Raw genomic sequence first — 23,456 nt, forward strand, 5'->3', positions numbered from 1 at the left:
CCGTCGGGAAACCCGGCGCCGTCAGTCACCCTGGCCTCCGTTGCGGGGTGGAGAAAACTGCACCCCTGATCCGGGTACGGGCGTCATGGATCGGGGTCGGCCTGCGGCTCTAGCGTTCGTGCATGCACATCACACCGTGGCTGCCGGCCCTCGCGCGGCGGCCCTTCCGGGGAGCGGGCCGAGCCACCGCCTTCCACGCCGCGGGCGTGGCCGTACAGTGCGGCGTCCTGCTTGTCCTCGGGCTGCCGTGGATCTACTTCGTGCCGACCGCGCTCTGGGCGGTCACCGCGGCCGTGCTGGCTCCGGTCGGCGCCGTGGTGCTCGCCGCTCCCGCGCTGAGCCGGGCGCAGCGGGATCGGTTCCGGCGCAGGCTCCAGGTGGTCATACCCGGCCCCGAGGGGGCGGCCGAGCGGCCGGGGCCGCGAGGCGTCGTGGGCTGGCTGCGTTCGGCCGCCGGCCGCCGGCAGGTGCGGTATCACCTCCTCACCGGCCCGTTGGCGTCGCTCGGCGGCGTCCTCGTGCTGGTGCTGTGGGCGGCGGGCGCGGCGGCCTCCTCGGTCCTCGTGTGGATCTGGCTGCTGCCCCGGGCGTGGCGCATGGACCACCCCGGATACACCACGACCGCCGCGTACGTCACCGCCGCCGGCCTCGCCCTTCTGTACGGCACGGCCTGGCTCGCCAAGGGGCTCGCCCAGCTGGACACCCGGGCCGCGCGGGCGCTGCTGGGTCCGAGCCGTGAGGAGGAACTGACCCGCCGGGTCGCAGACCTCGCCGACAGCCGCGCCGGGGTGGTCGACGCGGCCGACGCCGAACGGCGGCGGATCGAGCGCGACCTGCACGACGGGGCGCAGCAGCGCCTGGTCTCGCTCGCGGTCAACCTCGGTCTCGCCCGGGCGACCCTCGGCGATGTTCCGGACGACGTCCGCAAGGTGATCGAGGAGGCGCACCGCGAGGCGAAAGAGGCGATAGCCGAGCTGAACGACCTGGTGCGCGGCCTGCATCCGGCGGTTCTGGAGGACCGCGGTCTGGACGCCGCGCTCTCGGGTGTCGCGGCCCGGCTGCCGATCCCGGTGCGGGTGGCGGTGGACCTGCCCAGGCGCCCCGCACCCACGATCGAGGCGGTCGCCTACTTCGTGGTCTCCGAGGCGCTGACGAACGTGGTCAAACACGCCTGTGCGTCCCGCGCGGACGTGACCGTCGAGCGGATCGGGGAGACACTGCTGGTCGTCGTCGCGGACGACGGTGTGGGCGGCGCGGAGCTGGCCGCGACCACCGAGGGCACCGGCCTCGCCGGGCTCGCCAAGCGCGTCGCGTCCGTCGACGGCACGATGTCCTGCCGCAGCCCCGCGGGAGGCCCGACCATCGTCACCGTGGAGCTGCCGTGCGCGCCGTGATCGCCGAGGATTCCGTACTGCTGCGCATCGGGGTGGTGAAGGTGCTCGAAGCGGCCGGAATCGAGATGTGCGCGGAAGTGGGCGATGCGGAAGGGCTGTTGGCGGCGGTGGAGGAGCACCGGCCGGACATCGCCGTGGTCGATGTGCGGATGCCGCCCGGCTTCACCGACGAGGGGGTGCGCGCCGCGCTGGTGATCCGCCGCCAGTATCCGGACACCGCGGTCCTGCTGCTGTCGCAGTACGTGGAGGAGCGGTACGCGGCCGACCTGCTCGCCGCCCACACCGCGGGCGTCGGCTATCTGCTCAAGCAGCGCGTGGCCGATGTCGAGGAGTTCGCCGAGGCGGTGCGCCGGGTGGCGGCGGGCGGCACCGCCCTCGACCCGCAGGTCGTCGCCCAGTTGCTGGTGCGCCGGCACAGCGATCCGCTGGACCGGCTCACCCCGCGTGAACGCGAGGTGCTGGAGCTGATGGCGAGCGGCCGGTCCAACGCCGGAATCGCCGCGGAGCTGGTGGTGAGCGAAAGCGCCGTCGCCAAACACATCAACAGCATCTTCACCAAGCTGGACCTGCCCAAGGCGGACGCGGACCATCGCCGGGTGCTGGCCGTGCTGCGCCTCCTGGGTGTCACGGGCCTCTGAGCGTGGCGGCACCCGTGCCGGTGCCGCCGCGCCCGCGCGAGGGGAAACCGGCACGGATGCCCCTGCGTCGTGCCCGCCGCCGCGTTACGGCAGGCCGTGCACGTGCGGGCCGACCGTGTTCGACCACGTGTTGCCGGACGCCGCGTCCCAGTTGGTTGACCAGGTCATCGCGCCCCGCAGGTCCGGGTAGGTCCTGGACGGCTTGAAGGAGCCGCAGCCGGTGCCCTTCGTCAGGCAGTCCAGGGCGTTGTCCACCACCGCGGGGGAGACGTAGCCGCCGCCCGCCGCGCTGGTCGAGGCCGGGACGCCGAGCCCCACCTGGGAGGGGGCGAGGCCGCCTTCGAGCTGGAGGCAGGCGAGGGCCGTCAGGAAGTCCACCGAGCCCTGGCTGTAGACCTTGCCGTCGCAGCCGAGCATGGAACCGCTGTTGTAATACTGGGTGTTGACGACGGTCAGGATGTCCTTGACGTTCAGCGCCGTCCGGAAGTACCCGCTCGACGTCGACTGCATGTCGATCGTCTGCGGGGCCATGGTGATGACCAGCGACGGCCCCGCCTGCGCCGACAACTCCCGTAGCGCCTGGGACATGTAGGTCGCGTTCAGGCCGTTCTCCAGGTCGATGTCCACTCCGTCGAACCCGTACGTCCGCATGAGGGAGTGGACGGAGTCCGCGAAGTTCGCCGCCGAGGCCGCGTCGTTCACCGACACCGTGCCGTTCTGGCCGCCCACGGAGACGACGACCTTCCTGCCGGCCGCCTGCTCGGCCCTGATGTCCGCCTTGAACGCCTCGACGGTGTAGCCGCCGAGGCCGGCGGAGTCCAGGGTGAAGGACACGGCGCCCGGGGTGCCGGTCGCGTCCGCGAAGGCCACCGCGACGATGTCGTACTGCGACGGCACGTCGGAGATCTTCTGGACCGTCGCGCCGTTGGCGAAGTTCTGCCAGTAGCCCGTCACCGCGTGACGCGGCAGCGCCCCACCCCCGCCACCGCCTCCGCCGGAGGCCGCCGTGGTGGCGGTCACCGCCTGCGACCTCGGGGACTCGCCCGCCGCGTTCGTCGCGGTGACCTGGAAGGAGTACGGCGTCGAGGGGGACAGGCCGGTCACGGTGGCGGAGGTCCCCGTCGCGGAGGCGACCCTCGTGCCGCCCTGGTACACGGCGTAACCCGTCGCGGTGGACACCGCGTTCCAGGTCAGGGAGGCCGAGGAGGAGGTGGTGGAGGCCACCGCGAGGCCGGTGGGGGCCGCGGGCGCGGTCGGGGGCGGGTCGCCCTGGCCGCCCCCGTCCGGCCCGTACACCGACACGTCGTCCGCGTAGTAGGCCGGCTGCCCGTACCAGCCGTGCAGGTACACGGTCACGGAGGTGGTGGCGGCGCCGGTGGTGAAGGTGGTCGACAGCTGCTTCCAGCCCGGCGCGTCCGCGGTCCAGGTGGAGACGTCGGTGGTGCCGGTGCCGGTCGCCCCGAGGAAGGCGTAGCCGCCCTGCACCCAGGCGCTGAGCGTGTACGTGGACCCGGGGCGCACCGCGACCGTCTGCGCGCACTGCGCCATGTCCTGACCGGCGGGGGTCGCCTTCAGCGCGGACGAGCCGCTGTGCGCGGGCGACGGCACCGTCGTACCGCTGCCGGCCGAACAGGTCCAGTCGCCCAGCCCGGACTCGAAGCCGGCGTTCCTCGCGTTGTTCACGTCCGCGGCCCTCGCGGGACCGGCGGCGAGGAGGGAGAGGGCGAGGGCGGCGACGACGGTCCCCGCGAGGGTTCGTCCGGGGCGGGGCATGCCTGGTACGCGGTCCACTGGAGCCTCCGAGGGGATGGGGGAGTGGGGGAGCGGGAGGACTTCGCGCCGGGGTGGCCACCTCACTGACGCACGCTGTGAACGAATTTGGTCCAGACCAATAACCTTGTCAAGGCCGCCGCGGTGCCCTCTTCACTCGGCAACCCCCGTGCGACCGGACCGACTTGCGGCATATGCGCCTACTCTGTGTGGATCATGGAACCACCTTGTGTGAGGCGATCTCTCCGATTCGGTGTTGATCGGGGCATGTCGTGGATATGGTGCTGGTGCAGGACGACGCAAAGGGATGTCACAGGGGCCAACTGGGGCGGTGGTGGACCACCTTGCCGCAGTGAACGGGGTGGTGTGCAGCCGTGCCGACCGCGATAGCAGTCACCAGTGCCGACCTGGTGCTCCCCTCGCCCGACCGCCAGACGCCGCCCGCCGCCGTGCAGCCCCGGCCCACGCTGGACGAGTCCCTGACCGCCCTGCACGCGCTCGTCGAGCAGCACGGCTATGTCATCGCCGTCCATCCCGCCGCCGGCGACGACCCGGCGGTGCGGCGGCTGCGCACCGTGCGCTCCGTCCTGGAGAGCGACCGTGTCGCGCTGCTCGGCGTCGACCTGCCACCGCTCGGACTCGCCCTGCTCGCCCAGCAGTTACGCCAGCTGTCCGTCTGCGACGTCAGCCCCGGCGTGCTGGCCTCCTCCGCTCGGCTGCTCGCCCACTACATCTACGCCGGTGCGCTCCTCGGCTCGGTCGCACGCCTCGACCGCATCCCGGTCCCGCTCGCCAAGCACGCCACGTCATGGGTCCCGGGCGCCCAGTTCGCCGTGCTCGCCCACCCCCGGCCGCAGCTCGCGCGGGTGGGCCAGGAGGATCTGACCGGCCCCGAGTTCGGCACCCGGATGGTCGTCGCCGCAGGGCAGCCGCCCTCCGACTGGGTGACCGCCTCCCTCGCCCCCGCCTGGCGCGTCCAGAGCGTCGCCACCGTGCCCCTGCCCGAGCGCTCCGCCCGCTGGTGGGGCACCGGCCGCCTGACCGAGTTCGCGGCCGGCCTGCACGACGTGTCCGTGCTCTACCAACTCGTCTCGTCGGTACGGCGCGAGAGATGCGCCTGGTGCGGCCTCGACCTCATCGGCGACCGCTGCGGGTTCTGCGCCGCGCCGCTGCCGGGACCCCCCGAGCGACGCCAGCCGCCCCCGGCCGTCCACGCACTGCCACCAGGCGCCACCTGACGGCCGCCAGGAGCCCGTCCCGCACGACCGACCGCAGCATCCCGCCCCACCGAACAGCGCGACCGTACGACCGCTCGACCGCCTGTCCCCGCCCCGATCGAGGTTGTCCGCGTCATGAACTCACGCCAGCGCCGCGGCGTCGTCCTGCTGGTCCTCTCGGCCCTCGCCGCCGTCGGCGCCTTCGCCGGAGTGCTGTCGGTGATCCGCGACGTGAACTCCAAGGTCGGCCCGGAGGTCACGGCGTACCGCCTCAAGGGCGACGTGGCGCCCTACAAGGAGCTCACGGCCGACCAGTTCCAGAGGATATCCATGCCCAGGCGCTGGCTGTCCGCCACCGCCGTCACCAGCCTCACCCAGATCCGCGGGAAGATCGCGGTCACCCGGCTGGAGGCGGGGTCGCTGCTCCAGACCGACATGATCGTGGACCGACCGCAACTGCGCGTCGGACAGCAGGAGATCGCCATCATGATCGACGCGTCGACCGGTGTCGCCGGGAAGATCGACCCCGGCTCGCGGGTCAACATCTACGCCACCTTCAAGGCCGCGAACGACAAGAGCAAGGACGAGTCCAAGCTCATCGTCACCGACGCCCGCGTGCTCGACGTCGGCCGGCTCACCGCGCTGGACCCCGGCCAGTCCAGCGACGACCGGCGGCGCGAGGCCACCGAGGCTGTCCCCATCACCTTCGCGCTGGACACCGGAGACGCCCAACGCGTCGCGTACGCCGAGTCGTTCGCCGAACACGTCCGGCTCGCCCTGGTCGCGGGCGGCTCCGACACCGCCGTCGCCCCCGGCGACCGCACCTACACCCTCGACCAGGACCACTAGGAGGCCCGCCCATGAGGCCCGTACCGGCTCCCGGCCGGCCCGTCCCCCCGAGGTCCGGCCGATGACGATCCGCATCCTGCCCGCCGTGGGCGACCCGGACGCGGCCCGCTCGCTCACCACCCTGCTGAGCCAGCTCGCCGACGCCGACGCCGCCCCGCCCGTCCCCGACTCCACGGCCCTCATCGACACCCTGGCCCGCCACGCGGCCGACGCGCTCGACGAACTGCCCGAGGTCGTGCTCGTGCACGAGCGGATCGGGCCGGTGCCGGCGCTCGACCTGATCCGCGATCTCGTCCTGCGCTTCCCCGCGGTCGGGGTCGTCCTCGTCACCGCCGACACCAGCACCGGCGTGCTCACCGCCGCGATGGACTCCGGTGCCCGCGGCATCGTCACCCTCCCCCTCGGCTACGACGCCCTCGCCGAACGCGTCCAGGCCGCCGCCGCCTGGTCGGCCGGGATGCGGCGCCACCTGGGCAGCGGCACCCCCGAGCTGTACGCCTCGGCCGGCGGGACCGTCGTCACGGTGACCGGCGCGAAGGGCGGCGTCGGGGCGACCGTCACCGCCGTGCACCTCGCGCTCGCCGCCCGGGCCTCGGGCCGTACGGTCGCGCTGGTCGACCTGGACCTCCAGGGCGGTGACGTCGCCTCCTACCTGGACGTCCAGTTCCGGCGGTCCGTCGCCGACCTCGCCCAGATCGCCGACATCAACCCCCGCGTCCTGCAGGACGCCCTGTACAGCCACGACAGCGGCATGGGGCTGCTGCTCGCCCCCGCCGAGGGGGAGCGCGGCGAGGAGGTCACCGACCGGGTCGCCCGCCAGGTGCTCGGCGCGCTGCGGGCCCGCCACGACGTGGTCGTCGTGGACTGCGGCTCCCAGATGAACTCCGCCACCGCCGCCGCCGTCGAACTCGCCGACCACGCGCTGCTGCTGGTCACCCCGGACGTGGTCGCGGTGCGCGCCGCCAAGCGTATGGTGCGGCTGTGGGACCGGCTCCAGATCCGCAAGGCGGAGGAGACCCGGACGGTCGTCAACCGGCACACGCGCGGTACGGAGATCCAGCCGCCGCTCGTGGCCCGGGTCACCGGCACCCGCGTCACCCGTGCCGCCGTCCCCGCCGCCTTCAAGGAACTCCAGCCGGTGGTCGACGCCGGCCGCCTCCAGGATCTCGACACCCGCTCCACGGTGAAGCAGGCGCTGTGGGCGCTGGCGGCCGAACTGGGCCTGGTGGCCGCGCAGGAGGGACCCGGCGGCGGTCGGCGACGCCGGGCCGCCGCCGACCGCGGGGCGCTCGGGCTGTGGCGCAAGGGCGGCGACCGGGGCTCGGTGACGCTGGAGTTCGCCGGCATGTTCCCGCTCGTGCTGGTCGTCATGGCGCTGCTGTGGGAGTGCGTCCTGTACGGCTTCACGTACTCGCTGGCGGGCAACGCGGCGGACGAGGCGGCACGGGCGGCGACGGCGGCGTACGCCGTGCGCGGCGACACGGCGGGCGCGTGCCGATCGGCGGGCGCCGCGCACCTGCCGGGCGCCTGGCAGGACGCGCGGATCGACTGCGCCCCGGACGCGGGGGTGATGAGGGCGACCGTGCAGGCCCGGGTCCCCCTGTTCTTCCCCGGCGTCGACCCGGGCTGGCGGGTGACCGGCAGCGCGGGCGCGGCACTGGAGGGGAACGGCGGATGAGGCCTCCCCCCGGATTCGGCACGGCGCCTGCCGCGCCGCCCCGGCCCCGTCCCGCGCGCCCCGGCCGCTGGAACGACCGCGGCGTCTCCATGCTGGAGTTCGCCGGGTTCCTGCCCGTCCTCCTCGTCATCGGCATGGCGGTCATCCAGCTGGGCCTCGTCGGCTACGGCATCAGCCAGGCCGGATCGGGAGCCCGGGCGGCGGCCCGCGCGGCCTCGCAGCGCGACGGCGACGGCGACGCCGCGGGCCGGGCCGCGGTGAGCGGCTGGCTGGATCCCCGCCCGGACGTACGGCGGGACACCGAGACCACCACGGCCACCGTCACCGTCACCGTCCCGGCGGTCATCCCCCTGTTCGGCGGCTTCGACGTCAGCCGCCACGCCACCATGCCCACGGACGACTGAACCCGAACCGCACCGGATGTGAGAGGAGTTGACGACGGACGATGAGCCTGCGATCCCGCATCGCCGCCCCCGACGACGGCACGGCGGCCCGTGAGGACGGACACCTCGTCGCGGTCTACCGCGCCAAGCTCCTCGAGGAGATCGACCTCGCCGAGATGTCGGGCCTGGCGACGGCCGAGCGCAGGGTCCGCCTCGAACGCGTCCTCGGGCACCTCATCAGCCGGGAGGGGCCGGTCCTCTCCTCCGCCGAACGCTCCCAGCTGATCCGCAGGGTCGTGGACGAGGCCCTGGGCCTCGGCGTGCTGGAACCGCTCCTCGCGGACGCCTCCATCACCGAGATCATGGTCAACGGCCCCGACTCGATCTTCGTGGAGCGCGCGGGCCGCGTGGAACAGCTCCCGCTGCGCTTCGCCTCCGTCGAGCAACTGATGCAGACGATCGAGCGGATCGTCTCGACCGTCAACCGTCGCGTGGACGAGTCGAACCCCATGGTCGACGCCCGCCTGCCCACCGGCGAACGCGTCAACGTCATCATCCCGCCGCTCGCGCTGACCGGCCCCACGCTCACGATCCGCCGCTTCCCGCGCGCCTACACCCTGCCCGAACTCATCGGGCTCGGCTCGCTGGACGAGCAGATGCTGATGCTGCTCGCCGCGTTCGTCCGCGCCCGCTTCAACCTCATCGTCAGCGGCGGTACGGGCACCGGGAAGACCACCCTGCTCAACGCCCTGTCCGCGCTCATCCCGCCGCACGAGCGCATCATCACCATCGAGGACTCCGCCGAACTCCAACTCCAGCAGCAGCATGTGATCCGCCTGGAGTCCCGCCCGCCCAACGTCGAGGGCAAGGGCCGCATCACCATCCGCGACCTGGTCCGCAACAGCCTGCGGATGCGCCCCGACCGGATCATCGTGGGCGAGGTCCGCGGCGGCGAGACCCTCGACATGCTCCAGGCGATGTCGACGGGCCACGACGGCTCGCTCGCCACCGTGCACGCCAACTCGGCGGACGACGCGCTGATGCGGCTGCAGACACTGGGCTCGATGTCGGAGGTGCTCATCCCCTTCGAGGCGCTCAAGGACCAGATCAACTCCGCGGTGGACGTGGTCGTCCAACTCGCCCGGCACAGCGACGGATCCCGCAAGATCGTGGAGATCGCGCTCGTCGTGTCGCACGGCCGCGAGCAGTTCCGCGTCGCCACCGTGTCCCGGTTCGCGCCCCGGCCGCTCGCCCCCGACCGGATCGTCCGCGGCCACTTCGACCACCTGCCGCTGCCCCGGCCGGTCGCGGAGAGGCTGTACGACGCGGGCGAGGCGCTGCCGCCCGGCTTCGGGGTCACCGAGGCCGCCGACGCCTCCCACACGAGGCAGGCCGTCGGATGACCGCCGCCGCCCGGGCCACCGGGGCCCGCCTGCCCGCCCCCGTCAGGAGCCAGCCATGAACCCCGCCCTCCTCGCCCTCGGCGCCACCGTGCTGACCGGCGCGCTCGCCGTCGGGGGCGCGCACCTGTACGCGTCCGGGCGCGCCCGCGGCCGCACCCTCGCGGACCGGCTCTCCGGCGATGCGACGGACCCCCTGGCCGCGCGGACCGGCCGGGCCCGGCCCTTCGCGGGCGTCGACCGCCGGCTGCGCCGCACCCGCCTGGGCCGCGCGGTCCACCTGCGGCTGTCCGCGACCGGACTCGACCTGACGGCGGGCGAGTTCTGCGTCTACGTCACCGCGGCCCTCACGGCCCTCTGGCTGATCGCGGCCACCTCCCTCGCCCCCTTCTTCGGGCCGATCGCCGCGCTGGTCGGCGTGTGGGGCGCCGCCATCTTCCTCAACTGGCAGCGCCAGAAACGCATCGAGGCGTTCATCACCCAACTCCCCGACGTGGCACGCCTCCTGGCCAACGCGACAGCCGCCGGTCTCGCCCTGCGCACGGCCCTCGCCATGGCCGCGGAGGAGCTGGAGGCCCCGGCGGGCGAGGAACTCGCCCGGGTCGCCGACCAGTTGACGCTCGGCCGCTCGGTGGACGACGCGCTCGACGAACTCGCCGAACGCCTCCCGTCACGCGAGCTGATCGTCCTCGTGACCACCCTCGTCCTGGCCAACAAGGCGGGCGGATCGGTGGTCGGCTCCCTGCGCAACCTGACCAGGACGCTGGAGGACCGCAAGGAGACCAGGCGCGAGGTGCGCACCATGCTCTCGGAGGTGAACGCCACGGCGTTCACCGTCCCGCTGCTGGGCCTGGGCTCCCTCGTCCTGGTCAACTCCTCCAACGAGGGCGCCCTCGCCCGTGTCACCGGCTCCCCGCTCGGCCAGGGACTGGTGCTGCTCGCGCTCGGCCTCTACACCGTGGGCTTCTTCGTCATCCGCCGCCTCGGCAAGATCGACGTGTGAGGGGAGACCGGCCCGATGCCCCTGCTCCTCGCCCTGCTCACGGCGCTCTCCCTCGCCGGGGTCCTCCTCGGCGTGCGGATGATCCGTGCGGACGCGAAACTCCCGAGCGATCTCGCGCTCGCCCTCGAAGTGGGCTCCACCCGGGTGTCCAGGGCCGGTTCGGCCCTCGACCGGCTCGGTGTGCGCTTCGCCCCGCTCGTCCTGCGCCTGATGGGGCCCCGCCGCGTGGACGCCAAACGCCGCCGCATCGACATGGCCGGCAACCCGGGCGGCCTCACCGTGCACCGCTACGCCGCGCGCCGAGCGGTCTACGGCGCCTTCGGCATCCTGATGGGCCTGGTCTTCCTGACCGGCGGCCACGCACTGCTCGCCGCGGGCACCCTCGCCTTCGGGCTGCTCGCCGCCGACGCGCTGATCTGGCAAGCCGTCCGCGAACGCAAGGACGTCATCGACCGGACGCTGCCGGACTTCCTGGACGTCCTCGCGGTCGTCGTCTCGGCCGGCCTGGGATTTCGCCAGGCACTCGACCGGGTCGCCGAGAGGTACGAGGGGCCCTGGGCGGACGAACTGCGCATCACCCTGCGCCAGATGGACATGGGGGTCAGCCGCCGCCAGGCCTTCGACGAACTCCGCAGGCGCAACTCCTCCGAACAGGTCGCCCAGTTCGTCTCGGCCCTCCAGCAGGGCGAGGAACTCGGCTCCCCGATCGCCGAGACCCTGATCCAGCTCGCGACGGACATGCGGCGCACGGACGCCCAGAACGCACGCCGCCGAGCCGCGAAGACGATCCCCAAAGCCACGCTGGTCACCCTCGTCTTCATGCTTCCGGCCACGATGATCCTCATCGCCACCGGCATGTTCCTGGGCTCCGGCGCGGACTTCGGAACGATCCTGGGTCGATGAGCCGATGACGAGCGGCCACCGCCCCCCGCCCCCCACGCCGCCCGCCGGGAGCCCGCAGGGCCCCGCCGGGTACCTGGCCGACGACGCCCCGCCCCCGGCCGGCGTCCGCCTCCAACTGGGCGCGCTGCAGTCGCTGTGCCGGCAGACCGTCGCCGTACGCCTGGCCATGGTGGTGGTCGGGGCGCCCTTCGCCCTGGCCCACACCTCCCACGGCGCCCCCCGCTACGCGGTCCTCGCGGCGGCGGTGCTCTGCGTCATGACGTCGTACGCCCTGCTGCGGGACTGGGAGCGGATCGGCCCGCGCCTGCTGGCGCACCCCGCGCTGATGGCGCTCGACCTGCTCCTCGGCGCCACCCTCCTGCTGACCGCCTCTCCCGCCTCCCCGCTCGCCTACGCCACGGTCTGCACCCCGCTGCTGTCCGGACTGCTCTACGGCTGGCGCGGCGCGGGCGTCCTCACCGGACTCCAACTGGCCGTCGTCCTCACGGGCTTCCGCGCCTGGGAGCACCGCCCGGGCGCCGGCACCAGCACCCTGCTCGTCGCCGGGTTCTGCGCCGCCGCGGGCGTCATCGGGGTCACCCTGCGCAATCTGCTGTTCCGCTTCGGCACGGCGAGCGAGGCCCTGGCTCAGGCGCACGCACGCCTCGCGGCGAACGCCGCCGTGGAGGACGAACGCGTCCGGCTCGCCCGCGAGATGCACGACTCGGTGGCCAAGACCCTGCACGGCCTCGCCCTCGCGGCCGACGCCCTCGCCGCCTCGGACGGCGACAGCGACCCTGAGACCGTCCGCCGCCAGTCGGCCCTGGTGGCCGGGGCCGCACGCCGGGCCGCCGCGCAGTGCAGGGAACTGCTGGGCGACCTCAGGCACCCCGCACGCACGGCGCCGGCCCGCCTGGACCTGTGCACCGAACTGGACTCCCTGACCTCCGAGTTCGCCACCCGCACGGGCATCGCGACCGAACTGGCACGACCGCGAACCCCGCTGCTCCTGTCCCGCCGGGCGGCGCACAGCGTCCTCGCGATCGTCGCGGAGGCCCTGGAGAACACCCATCGCCACGCGCGCGCCACCCGCGTGCGCCTCGAACTCGGCACCGTCGGCGGCGCGGTGGGAGACACGTCCGGCGACGTGTCCCTGACCCTCGGCATCGACGACGACGGCGCCGGCCTGCCCCCGGACACCGCCCCCGAACGCCTGGCGACATCCGGCCACTTCGGGCTGCTCGGCATGGTGGAGCGCGCCACGTCCCTGGGTGGCGGCCTCAGCCTGGGCCGTTCCCCGCTCGGCGGCGCCCGGATCCTGCTGCGCATGCCCCTGCCCGCGACCGCACCCCACACCCCCCAAGAGGAGGCCGCACATGCCTGACCAGGCACTCCCCGGCCCGATCCGGCGCGTTCTGGTGGCCGACGACAACCCGGTCGTACGGGCCGGCCTGACCGCCCTGCTCGCGGCGCACCGCGACATCGAGGTCGTCGCGGACGCGGCGGACGGCGCCCAGGCGCTGGCGTACGCCGCCCGGCACCGCCCCGACGCCATCCTCCTGGACGTCCGCATGCCCGGCACGGACGGCCTGACCGCGCTGCCCGCGCTCGCCCGCCTGGCACCCGTGCTGATGCTGACCTACAGCAGGGAACCCGAGGTGGCGGCCCGGGCGCTGCGCCGCGGAGCCTCCGGCTACCTGGTGCACGGTGACTTCACGACCGCCGAACTGGTCGCCGCCGTGCGGGAGGTGAGTCGGGGGAGGGGGCGGCGGGGCCCCGTTGTCTCGTCCTCGATCGGTGCTTCCTACGAACCGGGCGATCCGTATTCGCATGTGCAACATGATGTGGCACAGTCGCCGAGGGCACGTCCCGCCCCGGCGGCGGGAGCGCGCCGACGCGTCGCGGGGTGGCTGGAGTTCGGGCTCAGCTCCAGGGAGGTGGAGGTCATGGATCTCATCGCGTCCGGCATGAACAACCGGCAGATCGCCGCCGTCTGCTTCATCAGCGAGAAGACCGTCAAGAACCACATCAATCGCATCTTCGCGAAACTGCACAGTTCCTCGCGCAGCGAAGCCATCGCGTACTGGCTGGGCACGGCCCGGGAGGGGTGGGGACGATGACACCGTCGCGTCGGCCAAGTTGGGCCCCTGGGCCCACTCGCGGTGAGTACCACCTCACGTACGGTGCTCGGGTTGCTGACAGCCGCAGGAAGCGGAAGGGCGGGAGCCGTGATGACGAGGGTGAGGCACTGGGTCGCTTCGCGGATGCGGGGGGACGCGGGGGCGGGGTTCGTGGAGTACGCGGGGCTGATGATCATCATTGCGGGGATCTTCACGATGATCGACGGCCTGGGCCTGGACGGCGCCATCTCCGGAGCGATCATGCGGGCCGTGGACAACGTCATCGGTGGTGGCTGACCACCTCGAATCGGCTGGGCGATCGCGGGCAGACCCTCCCTCTGTACATCTGGCTGACGGGGATCCTGCTGTTCGCCGCGTTCGCCTTCTTCGTCTTCGCTCAGGCAGCGTCCGCCCGCAATGGTGCTCAGTCCGCGGCGGACGCTGCGGCGTTGGCCGCCGCGCAGGACTCCCGGGACGAGTTGATGACCGGTCTCCAGGGGGCCGTCGGCCATGACGACCACTGGCTGGACTGGCTGAAGGGCGAGCGCTTTCAGGGCACGGGAGCCACGGCCGCGGCCGACCGGCTGGCCGCCGAGAACGACGCGAGCGTGCGGGGCGGTGCCGTACCGACCGAGGCGGGCGGCTATCCGGGATACGAGGTGTCGATCGAGACCCGCTACACCGTCGGCAAGTCGATCATTCCTGGCACGGAGTCGCGGCATGCCACGGCCACCGCCGTCGCGGTGATCCAACCCCGCTGCACCTTCGCGACGGACGCCGACCCCAAGAAGTCCGTGCGGTTGGACTGTGGCGGGCAGCCCATCGACATCGACCCCGAACATGTCGCATCGGGTGAGTTGCCTGACGCGTCCGTGCTGTTCTCCGTACACCTGGCCAAGTGAGAGGAAGCTGTACCGATGGACTTGCGGCGCATCATGAAGGGCGGCAGGGCGCTGAGCGCGGTCGCGATCACGAGCGGGCTGCTCTTCATGGCCGCCGGTTGTGGTCTGGGAGGCGGCGACAAGCAGGGTGAGAAGACCCCGGCTTCCCCCGCTCCGGCGCGGAGCAGCGGCAGCGCCCGGCAGGAGTCACAGGACCCTCAGGCGGCCCCCGTCCTGGCCGAGGTCAAAGGCGAGAACGGACTCACCCTGAGCGTCACCTCCGCCAAGCGGGACGGCGGAGGCTTCGTGACAGTCGAGGGAACGGTCACCAACGACACGGGAACCCTCTGGGTCGCGGCGGACTGGCGCGGGGACGAGCAGGAACTGGCGAGGAACGGCGGATCTGTCGCCGGTGCCAGCCTGATCGACCAGAAGGGCAAGAAGAAGTACCTCATTCTTCGTGACACCTCGGGCCGCTGCCTGTGCACACAGTTCACGGGAGGCGTGAGGAACGGCGCGACCACGCAGTGGTTCGCCCAGTTCCCCGCCCCCCCGCAGTCCACCACCCACCTCGACTTCGAGGTCGGCGCCATGCCGCCGGCCTCCATCGACCTCTCCGAGGGATGACCCGCGATGCGCCCCGCTCCCCGTCTCGCCGCCACCCTCTGCCTGCTGGCCCTGCTCACCCTCCCCACCGCCCCCCGGGCCGCCGCCGGGCCCACCCCCAGCGCACCCCCCGGAACAATCACCACCCCGCCGCCGCCCTCCGTGGACCCCTCCAGCCCGGGGCTGAAGCTCGCCGACGGGGCGACGCTCGCGCCGGCCAGGGTGCTGGACATCAAGTCCGTCGTGGAGGATCTCGGCGGTGAGGAGCGCCGGGAGGACACCAACCAGACCGTGACCTTCGCGCTCCAGGCCGAGGTGCTGTTCGCCAAGGACAGCGCGCGGCTGAACCCCGAGGCCCGCTCCCGTATCGACGCCATCGCGGACGAGATCAAGAAGCAGAGCGCGACGAACGTCCGGGTGTTCGGCTTCACCGACGACCTCGGTACCTACGCCCACGGCCTGGTCCTGTCCAAGCAGCGCGCGGAGGCGGTCCACGACCAGCTGGCCGCGACCCTCGGCGGTGACGTCACCTTCGAGGTGCGCGGCTACAGCGAGGACTACCCGATCGCCGACAACTCCACCGAGGAGGGCCGCCGCAAGAACCGCCGGGTGGAGGTGTCGTTCCCGCGAGGCGCCGGGGGCGGCTCCTCGTAGGGGCGGGAGGGGCGAATTCCCGGGGCCGCCTCCCCGCCCGCGCGGCGGCGCTGCGCGATGCTCGTGCCGTCCAGTCGGTCGGTGCCGTGCGCCACACCCGGGAGCTGCCATGAGAAAGATCGTCCTGATGATGTCGATGTCCCTGGACGGCTACATGGAGGGCCCCAACCGCGAGATCGACTGGCACCTCGTGGACGACGAGCTGCACCGGCACTTCAACGACGTGCTGGGGCGGATGGGTGCCTTCCTCAACGGCCGTGTGACCTACGAGCTCATGGCCGGCTTCTGGCCCACCGCCGACGCGGACCCGCAGCACACCGGCCCCATGGCCGAGTTCGCCCGCATCTGGCGGAACATGCCGAAGGTGGTGTTCTCCCGGACCCTGCGGCACGCCGACTGGCACACCACCATCGTCCGGGACATCGCCATGGACGAGATCCTCGCGCTGAAGGCGCAGGACGGCGGCGACCTCGCCCTGGGCGGTGCCTCGCTCGCGGCCGAGTTCCTGCGGCACGACCTGGTGGACGAGATCCGGGTGTACGTCCATCCGATCCTCGTGGGCCGCGGCCAGCGGCTCTTCGCCGAGAGCGACGCCCTGACCGCGCTGCGGCTGATCGAGACGCGGCGGTTCGGCAACGGGGTCGTGCTCCTGCACTACGAGCGCCCGCGCGCCGCCGACGGGTGACCCGGTGACCAGGGGGCCGGCGGGTGGGAAACCCCGTCGCGCCGCCCTTCCCGCCCTGGGAGCATGGCCGTATGAGCGGTGGGGGCCAGGGTCGTGCGCGGGCGTACGAGGACCTCGTCGGGGAAGCCGTCGAGGCCTCCACCGACGGCTGGGACTTCTCCTGGTTCAGGGGCCGGGCCACGGAGGAGCGGCCCCCGTGGGGGTACGCGCGGACGATGGCGGACCGGCTCGCGCACGCGTCCGCCGCGCTCGACGTCCAGACCGGCGGCGGCGAGGTGCTCGCCTCCGCCCCGGTGCTGGCGCCGCTCACCGTCGCGACCGAGGGCTGGCCGCCGAACGTCGCCCGGGCCACCGCCCTGCTCCATCCGCGCGGCGCCATGGTGGTCGCCGCACGCGAGGAGGACCCGCTGCCGTTCGGTGACGCCGCCTTCGACCTCGTCACCAGCCGGCACCCGGTGCGCACCTCCTGGGACGAGACAGTCCGCGTCCTGCGCCCCGGTGGCACCTTCCTCTCCCAGCAGGTGGGTCCGGCCAGCGCGTTCGAGGTCGTCGAGTACTTCCTCGGCCCGCAGCCGGAGGAGGTGCGCGGCGCCCGTGACCCGCGCCGGGCGCGGGCCGCGGCCGAGGCCGCCGGGCTGGAGGTGACCCGTCTTCAGCAGGCGCGGCTGCGCATGGAGTTCCGGGACGTCGGCTCCGTGGTCCACTTCCTGCGCAAGGTGGTGTGGATGGTGCCGGACTTCACCGTGGAGCGGTACGAGGCCCGGTTGCGGTCGCTGCACGAGCGGATCGGGTCCGAGGGGCCCTTCGTGGCCCACAGCAGCCGCTTCCTGATCGAGGCCCGCAAGCCCCGCGCCTGACCAGGCCGACCGGGCTGCGAGACGCCCGTCCGTATCCCGAGACGGGTCGGCCGGGGTTTCCACATCGTTATCGAGGGCTGCTCGCCTCCCGCCCCCGGCCCACGTAACTTCGGTACAAGAAAGTTCGCGCGAGCAAAGTTGCGCGGTGGCATCGCGCAGTGGAGGGGGCTGCGCGGCGTCGCGCCCCCGCCCCGACGCACCGTCAGCCGTCCCCGGCCACGGTCAGGCGTGTCCCCGGCCGTATCCCCCACCGCTCCAGCATCCCCGCCCGCGCCTCCAGGACATGGCGCGCCCGCAGGCGGGGCAGGCCGATCCGCCCCGGCCGCATCGTGCGCACCGCCAGGACCCGCGAGGTCCGGTCCACATAGGCCACGTCGACGGCGAACCGCATCCCCAGCGTGTGCACGGCGCTCGCCGGGCTCAGCAGCAGCGCCCCCTCGATGTCGTCCCGCCCCAGCAGGCCGCGTCGGCGCGCCCGCGCCGAGCGGGCGATCTCCAGCGGGACCGGGTCGGACGTTCCCCCGACGACGAGTGCGGCCATGACCGAAGACGGTAGCGCCGGCGTCCCGTGCCCGGGGCCGCTTCGGGTCCCGGTTCTGCCGTCAAGCGAGCGTTCCCGACGCGGGTCACCCACCGGGAGTACGCCCGGACATGTCGTCAGGCGTCCGGGTGGGGCGCTTACATCCCTTGAATACCTTTGGATGCTGCTGGTTTCGGCCGCGATTCCTTGGAATCGGCTGTGATCCAGCCGTGCGGGAGCACTGAATCCATGGTTCCGGGATCCGCGCCACGTCGCCGATCGAATTCGGAGAGTAATTGTGGCCCGCCGATGCACGCAGCATCCCTCACGAAGGGTTATGGTGGAAGCCCCCCCTCGGGCCGGTCCGTCTCCCCCCCACGGACCGGCCCGTTTTCTTTCCCCGTCCGGAACGCGCCCCCGCCCGTCCGCCGGACCCGCCGCTCGGCGGGGGAAGGTCCGCCCCTTGGTGGGGCCACGTTTCGCGGAGGTAGGCTTCGCGTCCGGGGGCCGCCATCCGACGGGGTACACGCCGACCCGTACCCGTCTGATCCGCACGGAGGGGCTGACAATCACGTGAACCTGCGCGACAAGCTGCGCGGCCTGCTGGTGAGGCTGTACGCACGCCGGGTGGAGGGCCACCTGGACCACGCTCAGGTCCCGGGGCACATCGGCGTCATCATGGACGGCAACCGCCGGTGGGCCAAGGCGGCGGGCTCGACCGCCGCGCAGGGCCACCGGGCCGGCGCCGACAAGATCCACGAGTTCCTCGGCTGGTGCGCCGAGACGGACGTCGAGGTCGTCACGCTCTGGCTGCTGTCGACGGACAACTTCGACCGGCCCAAGGAGGAGCTGGTCCCGCTCCTCGGGATCATCGAGGACGTCGTCCGCTCCCTGGCCGCCGACGGCCGCTGGCGGGTGCACCACGTGGGTGCGCGCGACCTCCTGCCCGGGCAGATGCAGGACGCCCTCAAGGAGGCCGAGGAGGGCACGGCGCACGTCGAGGGAATACTGGTCAACGTCGCCATCGGCTACGGCGGCCGCCAGGAGATCGCCGACGCGGTCCGCTCCATGCTGCTCGACGCCCATGACAAGGGCGTCTCCATGGACGACCTGGCCGACTCGGTGGACGTCGACCTGATCGGCCGACACCTGTACACGAGTCACCAGCCCGACCCCGACCTGGTGATCCGCACCAGCGGCGAGCAGCGCCTGTCCGGATTCATGCTCTGGCAGACCGCCCACGCCGAGTACTACTTCTGCGAGGTCTTCTGGCCGGCCTTCCGCAAGGTCGACTTCCTGCGCGCCCTGCGCGACTACGCGGCACGCCACCGCCGCTACGGCGGCTGACACCCCCGTACATCCCGTGCGGCGCGCGGGTGTCACCCGTATGGCGGAGCATCACCCGCACGCCCGCGCATCACCCGTACGGACGCGGGCCGCGGCGGCTTAACAAGGAGTTCACCGCGGTGTTGTCATATGCCGTGGCATGGCCGTGCGCGTTCGAGGGAATAAGCCAGACAGGTCGACACCCGAACCACGGGTGTCGTATCTCAGCGGACGGCTCGGGGCCGTCCGCCCGGGAGGCCCTTTGCACCAGCCCCACCGTGCGGTCTCGGCACGGAAGAAGCAGTGGAGGGCCGGTTCTCGGCCCGTGCACGGCGGCCGTCGACCGGTCGGGATCGCTCCCGCCCCGCGTCACCCGGTACTCCACTCCGTCGCTCCCCGACCTCATCCGAGGGGGTACGTCCTTCCGTGGTGACCAGCGCGAAGCGCCGCAAGCCTGACCGGCGCACCTATGTTCTCGACACCAGCGTCCTGCTGGCCGACCCGAACGCCATGACCCGCTTCGAGGAGCATGAAGTCGTGCTCCCCGTGGTCGTGGTCACGGAGCTGGAGGCCAAGCGGCACCATCCCGAACTCGGCTACTTCGCCCGGCAGGCCCTTCGCCTGCTCGACGACTACCGCGTGCGGTACGGCCGTCTCGACGCCCCCATCCCGACCGGGGACCTCGGCGGGACCCTCAGGGTCGAGCTCAACCACTCCGATCCCAGCGTGCTGCCGACCGGCTATCGCCTGGGGGACAACGACTCCCGGATCCTCGCGGTCGCCCGCAACCTGCAGGCGGAGGGGTTCGACGTCACGGTCGTGTCGAAGGACCTGCCCCTGCGGATCAAGGCGTCCTCGGTCGGTCTCCTGGCCGAGGAGTACCGCGCCGAACTGGCGATCACGGACTCCTCCGGCTGGACCGGAATGTCCGAACTGACCCTGTCCGCCGAGCAGGTGGACCTCCTCTTCGAAGAGGGGCGTGTCCACGTCCCCGAGGCGGCCGCGCTGCCCGTGCACACCGGTCTGACGATCCAGTCGGAGCGGGGCAAGGCCCTCGGCCGGGTCGGCGCGGACGGCGGGGTCCGCCTGGTGCGCGGCGACCGGGAGGCGTTCGGCATCAAGGGCCGCAGCGCCGAGCAGCGGATCGCCCTCGATCTACTGCTGGACCCCGACGTCGGGATCGTGTCCATGGGCGGCCGGGCCGGCACCGGCAAGTCGGCACTGGCGCTGTGCGCCGGCCTGGAGGCCGTGCTGGAGCGCAGGCAGCACCAGAAGGTGATGGTCTTCCGGCCGCTGTACGCGGTCGGCGGCCAGGAACTCGGCTATCTGCCGGGCACCGAGGCCGAGAAGATGAGCCCCTGGGCCCAGGCGGTCTTCGACACGCTCTCCGCGGTCACCAGCCGCGAGGTCATCGAGGAGGTCACCGCGCGCGGCATGCTGGAGGTCCTTCCGCTCACCCACATCCGGGGCCGCTCGCTGCACGACGCGTTCGTCATCGTGGACGAGGCCCAGTCGCTGGAACGGAACGTGCTGCTGACCGTTCTGTCCCGGATCGGCGCGAACTCGCGTGTCGTCCTCACGCACGACGTCGCCCAGCGGGACAACCTGCGGGTGGGGCGGTACGACGGAGTGGTCGCGGTCGTGGAGAAGCTGAAGGGGCATCCGCTCTTCGCCCATGTCACGCTCAACCGGTCCGAGAGGTCCCAGATCGCGGCCCTTGTGACCGAAATGCTGGAGGAGGGGCAGATCTGACCCCGGTGGTCGACCTGGGGTAGCCACCCGTCAGTTGGTGCCGCCCGGCAAAGGCGAAGAGCCTAGCCGGGCGGCATTGTGATGTGCGGGGTTTTCCAGGAAACGCGTGAGCCAAACGAGGTGTGAGCTTTCACACTCGGCACGGAATTGCCACCCGCCGTCCCGTTGCGGCAGAGTCTCACTCCTGTCAGGCCCCGCATACGGCACACCTGTACCCCTCGGGGTACCTCCCACGGCCTCAGGTCGGTGGGGGATGCACGGCAGTACAGAAGTACCCAGAACTCCATAAAGCCGTCGTATGCCGCCCGAGCGTCACGTGGCCGCTCCCCACCCGGGAGTTGCCCACCGGGCCCGTGCCTCCCGTGACCCCGCAGTTGGGAGGCCAGCGTCAGGGGCACGATTGCGTCCGCCAGGGTCACCGAAGCGGGCGACGCTGGAAGGAAACCGTGTGAGCCGGATTTCGGTCCGGGGATTCGCAGTGGCCTCGGCCACGGCGGTCACCGCTGTAGGCGCCGTCACTGGTGTTGCCTCGGGCAGCACCGGCCAGCCGGGAAGTGACGCCGAGGCAACGGCGAGCGACACGACGCTTCTCGCCGACCTCCCCGCGGGCCAGCAGGCCCAGGTGGAGACCGCGTCCCTGACGGAGCAGGCCGACGCACAGGCCATCGCGGCCGACGCGAGCGCCAAGAAGGTCGCCGAGGAGGCGGCCCGCAAGCAGGCCGCCGCGGACGCGGTGGCCAAGCAGGAGGCCGCGCAGAAGGCCGAAGACGCTGCCAAGGCACGCGAGAAGGCCAAGGAGGCCAGCCGCTCCGCCGCGCGCACCACCAGCTTCCCGATCCAGGGCTCCTACACCGTCGCGCAGATCCAGGCGATGGCGCGCCAGATCGTGGGCGCGGGTCAGTTCCAGTGCTTCAGCAACATCGTGGACCACGAGTCCACCTGGAACTACCAGGCGGTCAACGCGTCCTCCGGTGCCTACGGTCTCGTCCAGGCGCTGCCCGGCTCGAAGATGTCGAGTGTCGGCGCCGACTGGCAGACCAATCCGGCCACACAGATCAAGTGGGGCCTCAACTACATGAACGAGCGGTACGGCAGCCCCTGCGACGCCTGGTCCTACTGGCAGGTCAACCACTCGTACTGACGTCGCGCACCTGCTCGAGCGCGACCGATCGACTCCTCGGAGCCCCCCGCCGTCCTCACGGTGGGGGGCTCCGATGCTTTATCGCCATGCCCCCGCCATGTACGGTCGGAGCCGACGACTCCAGGGGGGAGTGGTGGGGAGCATCATCCGGAGACACGGGGGAAGAGGACGGATCATGTCGCATGTGCCAGGCTGGCTGTCCCGGGTCGGTGCCCAACTGAGCCAGGTGGGTGAAAGGCTCGACGAGCGCCGCGCCGAGGTCGAGAAGGAGCACACCCCCGCACCGTCCCCGGCGCCGGTCAGCGTTCCGCCGCCCCCGGCCTACACGCCGGACGTGAAGGCCCGTCCGCAGCCCGTCGAGGCGGTGCCCTGGGGCGTCCGGGTCGCGGCCGAGGCGGGCTGGAGACTGCTCGTGCTCGCGGGCACCGTCTGGGTGCTGATGCGCGTCATCAGCGCCGTGCAGCTGGTGGTGCTGGCCTTCGTCTGCGCGCTGCTCATCACCGCCCTGCTCCAGCCGACCGTGGCCCGCCTGCGGCGCCTCGGGGTTCCCAGGGGGCCGGCGACCGCGCTGACCGCGATCCTCGGCTTCGTCATCATGGGCCTCATCGGCTGGTTCGTGACCTGGCAGGTCATGGAGAACATCGACTCGCTCTCCAACCAGATCCAGGACGGCATCGACGAGTTGCGCAAGTGGCTGCTCAACAGCCCCTTCCACGTGACCGACAAGCAGATCAACCAGATAGCGAAGAACCTGCGCGAGGCGATCGGCGCGAACACCGACCAGATCACGTCCGCGGGTCTCGAAGGCGTACAGGTCGTCGTCGAGGCGCTCACCGGCATCCTGCTCACGGTCTTCTCGACGCTCTTCCTGCTGTACGACGGCCGGCGCATCTGGGAGTGGACGCTGAAGCTGGTGCCCGCGGCGGCCCGGCCGGGCGTGGCCGGAGCCGGCCCGCGCGCCTGGCGCACGCTGACGGCCTACGTCCGTGGCACGGTGATAGTGGCCCTGATCGACGCGATCTTCATCGGCCTGGGCATCTACTTCCTGAACGTGCCCATGGCCGTGCCGCTCGCCGTCTTCATCTTCCTCTTCTCCTTCATCCCGCTGGTCGGCGCCGTGGCCTCGGGCGCGCTCGCGGTGGTGGTGGCGCTGGTGACCCAGGGCGTGTTCACGGCCATCATGACGCTGGCCGTGGTCCTGGCGGTGCAGCAGATCGAGGGCCACATCCTCCAGCCGTTCATCCTGGGCCGCGCCGTCCGTGTGCATCCGCTGGCGGTCGTGCTGTCGGTGACGGCGGGCGGGATGGTCGCCGGGATCGGCGGAGCGGTGGTGGCGGTGCCGCTGGTGGCGGTGTCGAACACCGTGGTGGGCTATCTGCGCTCCTACGCGCTGGGCCTGGCGCCGGAGCAGTTGCCCGCGGAGCCCCTCGCCACGAGCCCGGAGGAGACCGGCGGTTCCGGCGGAACCAACGGCACCCCCAGGACCACCGGGGCCGACGGCCCCGATCAGACACTGGACGGCACACCGGCCGTCTAGGACCTGCCCGACAACCTGCCCGACCGGGGCGCACGCGACACACCACAGGGGCCTGTCCCCCGGCTCGAGCCGGGGCGGCGCCGAGAAGAGCCCCGCAGAGCTGGCGCACGAACATGAAGTACCTCCTGACGTGGGGGACTCCACAGGTACCGGCCCACCGCAC

General features: G+C 72.3%; 23 protein-coding genes. 21 read left to right on the forward strand and 2 right to left on the reverse strand.

What is annotated here, in order from left to right; translation table 11 throughout:
- Positions 1–122 precede the first annotated feature (122 nt).
- The gene (locus AB0C59_RS31910; RefSeq protein WP_363010820.1) at positions 123–1,394 is read left to right on the forward strand and encodes a histidine kinase; all 1,272 of its coding nucleotides are present in this window, start codon (positions 123–125) and stop codon (positions 1,392–1,394) included.
- The gene (locus tag AB0C59_RS31915) at positions 1,382–2,032 is read left to right on the forward strand and encodes a response regulator transcription factor (protein WP_363010822.1); all 651 of its coding nucleotides are present in this window, start codon (positions 1,382–1,384) and stop codon (positions 2,030–2,032) included. The genes AB0C59_RS31910 and AB0C59_RS31915 overlap by 13 nt, the downstream gene beginning before the upstream one ends.
- An 84-nt stretch (positions 2,033–2,116) precedes the next feature.
- Here the strand turns inward: AB0C59_RS31915 and AB0C59_RS31920 are convergent, their stop codons facing one another.
- Entirely contained in the window at positions 2,117–3,805 is a 1,689-nt protein-coding gene (locus AB0C59_RS31920; RefSeq protein WP_363010864.1) for a glycoside hydrolase family 18 protein, read from the reverse strand.
- A 371-nt stretch (positions 3,806–4,176) separates the two neighbouring features.
- Between AB0C59_RS31920 and AB0C59_RS31925 the strand changes: the two genes are divergently transcribed.
- From AB0C59_RS31925 to AB0C59_RS31995, 15 genes are all read left to right on the forward strand, one after another.
- Positions 4,177–5,040 (forward strand): hypothetical protein, encoded by an 864-nt coding sequence (locus tag AB0C59_RS31925; protein WP_363010824.1) that lies wholly within the window; start codon positions 4,177–4,179, stop codon positions 5,038–5,040.
- 114 nt (positions 5,041–5,154) lie between these two features.
- A complete protein-coding gene (gene cpaB, locus AB0C59_RS31930) occupies positions 5,155–5,868 on the forward strand; it encodes a Flp pilus assembly protein CpaB (protein ID WP_363010826.1) in 714 nt (237 codons plus the stop codon).
- A gap of 61 nt (positions 5,869–5,929) precedes the next feature.
- Positions 5,930–7,546 (forward strand): AAA family ATPase, encoded by a 1,617-nt coding sequence (locus AB0C59_RS31935; RefSeq protein ID WP_363010828.1) that lies wholly within the window; start codon positions 5,930–5,932, stop codon positions 7,544–7,546.
- Positions 7,543–7,950 carry a TadE family protein gene (locus AB0C59_RS31940; RefSeq protein ID WP_363010830.1) on the forward strand — a complete coding sequence of 136 codons (408 nt, stop codon included), beginning with the start codon at positions 7,543–7,545 and terminating at the stop codon, positions 7,948–7,950. Before AB0C59_RS31935 ends, AB0C59_RS31940 begins: the two co-directional genes overlap by 4 nt.
- A 41-nt stretch (positions 7,951–7,991) precedes the next feature.
- The gene (locus AB0C59_RS31945) at positions 7,992–9,332 is read left to right on the forward strand and encodes a CpaF family protein (RefSeq protein ID WP_363010832.1); all 1,341 of its coding nucleotides are present in this window, start codon (positions 7,992–7,994) and stop codon (positions 9,330–9,332) included.
- A gap of 55 nt (positions 9,333–9,387) precedes the next feature.
- A complete protein-coding gene (locus AB0C59_RS31950) occupies positions 9,388–10,332 on the forward strand; it encodes a type II secretion system F family protein (protein ID WP_363010834.1) in 945 nt (314 codons plus the stop codon).
- Between the two features lie 15 nt (positions 10,333–10,347).
- Positions 10,348–11,235 carry a DUF5936 domain-containing protein gene (locus tag AB0C59_RS31955; RefSeq protein ID WP_363010836.1) on the forward strand — a complete coding sequence of 296 codons (888 nt, stop codon included), beginning with the start codon at positions 10,348–10,350 and terminating at the stop codon, positions 11,233–11,235.
- 4 nt (positions 11,236–11,239) lie between these two features.
- The gene (locus tag AB0C59_RS31960; protein WP_363010838.1) at positions 11,240–12,598 is read left to right on the forward strand and encodes a histidine kinase; all 1,359 of its coding nucleotides are present in this window, start codon (positions 11,240–11,242) and stop codon (positions 12,596–12,598) included.
- Positions 12,591–13,334, forward strand: coding sequence for a response regulator transcription factor (locus tag AB0C59_RS31965; RefSeq protein WP_363010840.1), 744 nt, complete (start codon positions 12,591–12,593; stop codon positions 13,332–13,334). Before AB0C59_RS31960 ends, AB0C59_RS31965 begins: the two co-directional genes overlap by 8 nt.
- A 111-nt stretch (positions 13,335–13,445) precedes the next feature.
- The gene (locus tag AB0C59_RS31970) at positions 13,446–13,631 is read left to right on the forward strand and encodes a hypothetical protein (protein WP_363010866.1); all 186 of its coding nucleotides are present in this window, start codon (positions 13,446–13,448) and stop codon (positions 13,629–13,631) included.
- A 14-nt stretch (positions 13,632–13,645) separates the two neighbouring features.
- Positions 13,646–14,236, forward strand: a complete 591-nt coding sequence (locus AB0C59_RS31975) for a pilus assembly protein TadG-related protein (protein WP_363010868.1) — start codon at positions 13,646–13,648, stop codon at positions 14,234–14,236.
- Positions 14,237–14,251: 15 nt separating this feature from the next.
- The gene (locus tag AB0C59_RS31980) at positions 14,252–14,842 is read left to right on the forward strand and encodes a hypothetical protein (protein WP_363010842.1); all 591 of its coding nucleotides are present in this window, start codon (positions 14,252–14,254) and stop codon (positions 14,840–14,842) included.
- A gap of 6 nt (positions 14,843–14,848) precedes the next feature.
- Complete coding sequence (locus AB0C59_RS31985) at positions 14,849–15,475, forward strand: OmpA family protein (RefSeq protein WP_363010844.1); 627 nt, start codon at positions 14,849–14,851, stop codon at positions 15,473–15,475.
- 109 nt (positions 15,476–15,584) lie between these two features.
- Complete coding sequence (locus tag AB0C59_RS31990; RefSeq protein ID WP_363010846.1) at positions 15,585–16,160, forward strand: dihydrofolate reductase family protein; 576 nt, start codon at positions 15,585–15,587, stop codon at positions 16,158–16,160.
- Positions 16,161–16,231: 71 nt separating this feature from the next.
- A complete protein-coding gene (locus AB0C59_RS31995; protein WP_363010848.1) occupies positions 16,232–17,017 on the forward strand; it encodes a class I SAM-dependent methyltransferase in 786 nt (261 codons plus the stop codon).
- Between the two features lie 202 nt (positions 17,018–17,219).
- Here AB0C59_RS31995 and AB0C59_RS32000 read toward each other — a convergent pair whose 3' ends face one another.
- On the reverse strand, positions 17,220–17,558 hold the full coding sequence (locus AB0C59_RS32000) for a DUF192 domain-containing protein (protein WP_363010850.1): 339 nt from the start codon (positions 17,556–17,558) through the stop codon (positions 17,220–17,222).
- 552 nt (positions 17,559–18,110) lie between these two features.
- Between AB0C59_RS32000 and AB0C59_RS32005 the strand changes: the two genes are divergently transcribed.
- The 4 genes from AB0C59_RS32005 (at position 18,111) to AB0C59_RS32020 (ending at position 23,293) form a co-directional block, all read left to right on the forward strand.
- Positions 18,111–18,884 (forward strand): isoprenyl transferase, encoded by a 774-nt coding sequence (locus tag AB0C59_RS32005; protein WP_363010852.1) that lies wholly within the window; start codon positions 18,111–18,113, stop codon positions 18,882–18,884.
- Positions 18,885–19,289: 405 nt separating this feature from the next.
- Positions 19,290–20,615, forward strand: coding sequence for a PhoH family protein (locus AB0C59_RS32010; protein ID WP_363010854.1), 1,326 nt, complete (start codon positions 19,290–19,292; stop codon positions 20,613–20,615).
- 448 nt (positions 20,616–21,063) lie between these two features.
- A complete protein-coding gene (locus AB0C59_RS32015; protein ID WP_363010856.1) occupies positions 21,064–21,756 on the forward strand; it encodes a transglycosylase SLT domain-containing protein in 693 nt (230 codons plus the stop codon).
- A 175-nt stretch (positions 21,757–21,931) separates the two neighbouring features.
- Complete coding sequence (locus AB0C59_RS32020) at positions 21,932–23,293, forward strand: AI-2E family transporter (RefSeq protein ID WP_363010858.1); 1,362 nt, start codon at positions 21,932–21,934, stop codon at positions 23,291–23,293.
- The last annotated feature ends 163 nt before the right edge of the window (positions 23,294–23,456 follow it).

The organism is Streptomyces sp. NPDC048664 (genome assembly GCF_040650555.1).
GTDB lineage: Bacteria > Actinomycetota > Actinomycetes > Streptomycetales > Streptomycetaceae > Streptomyces.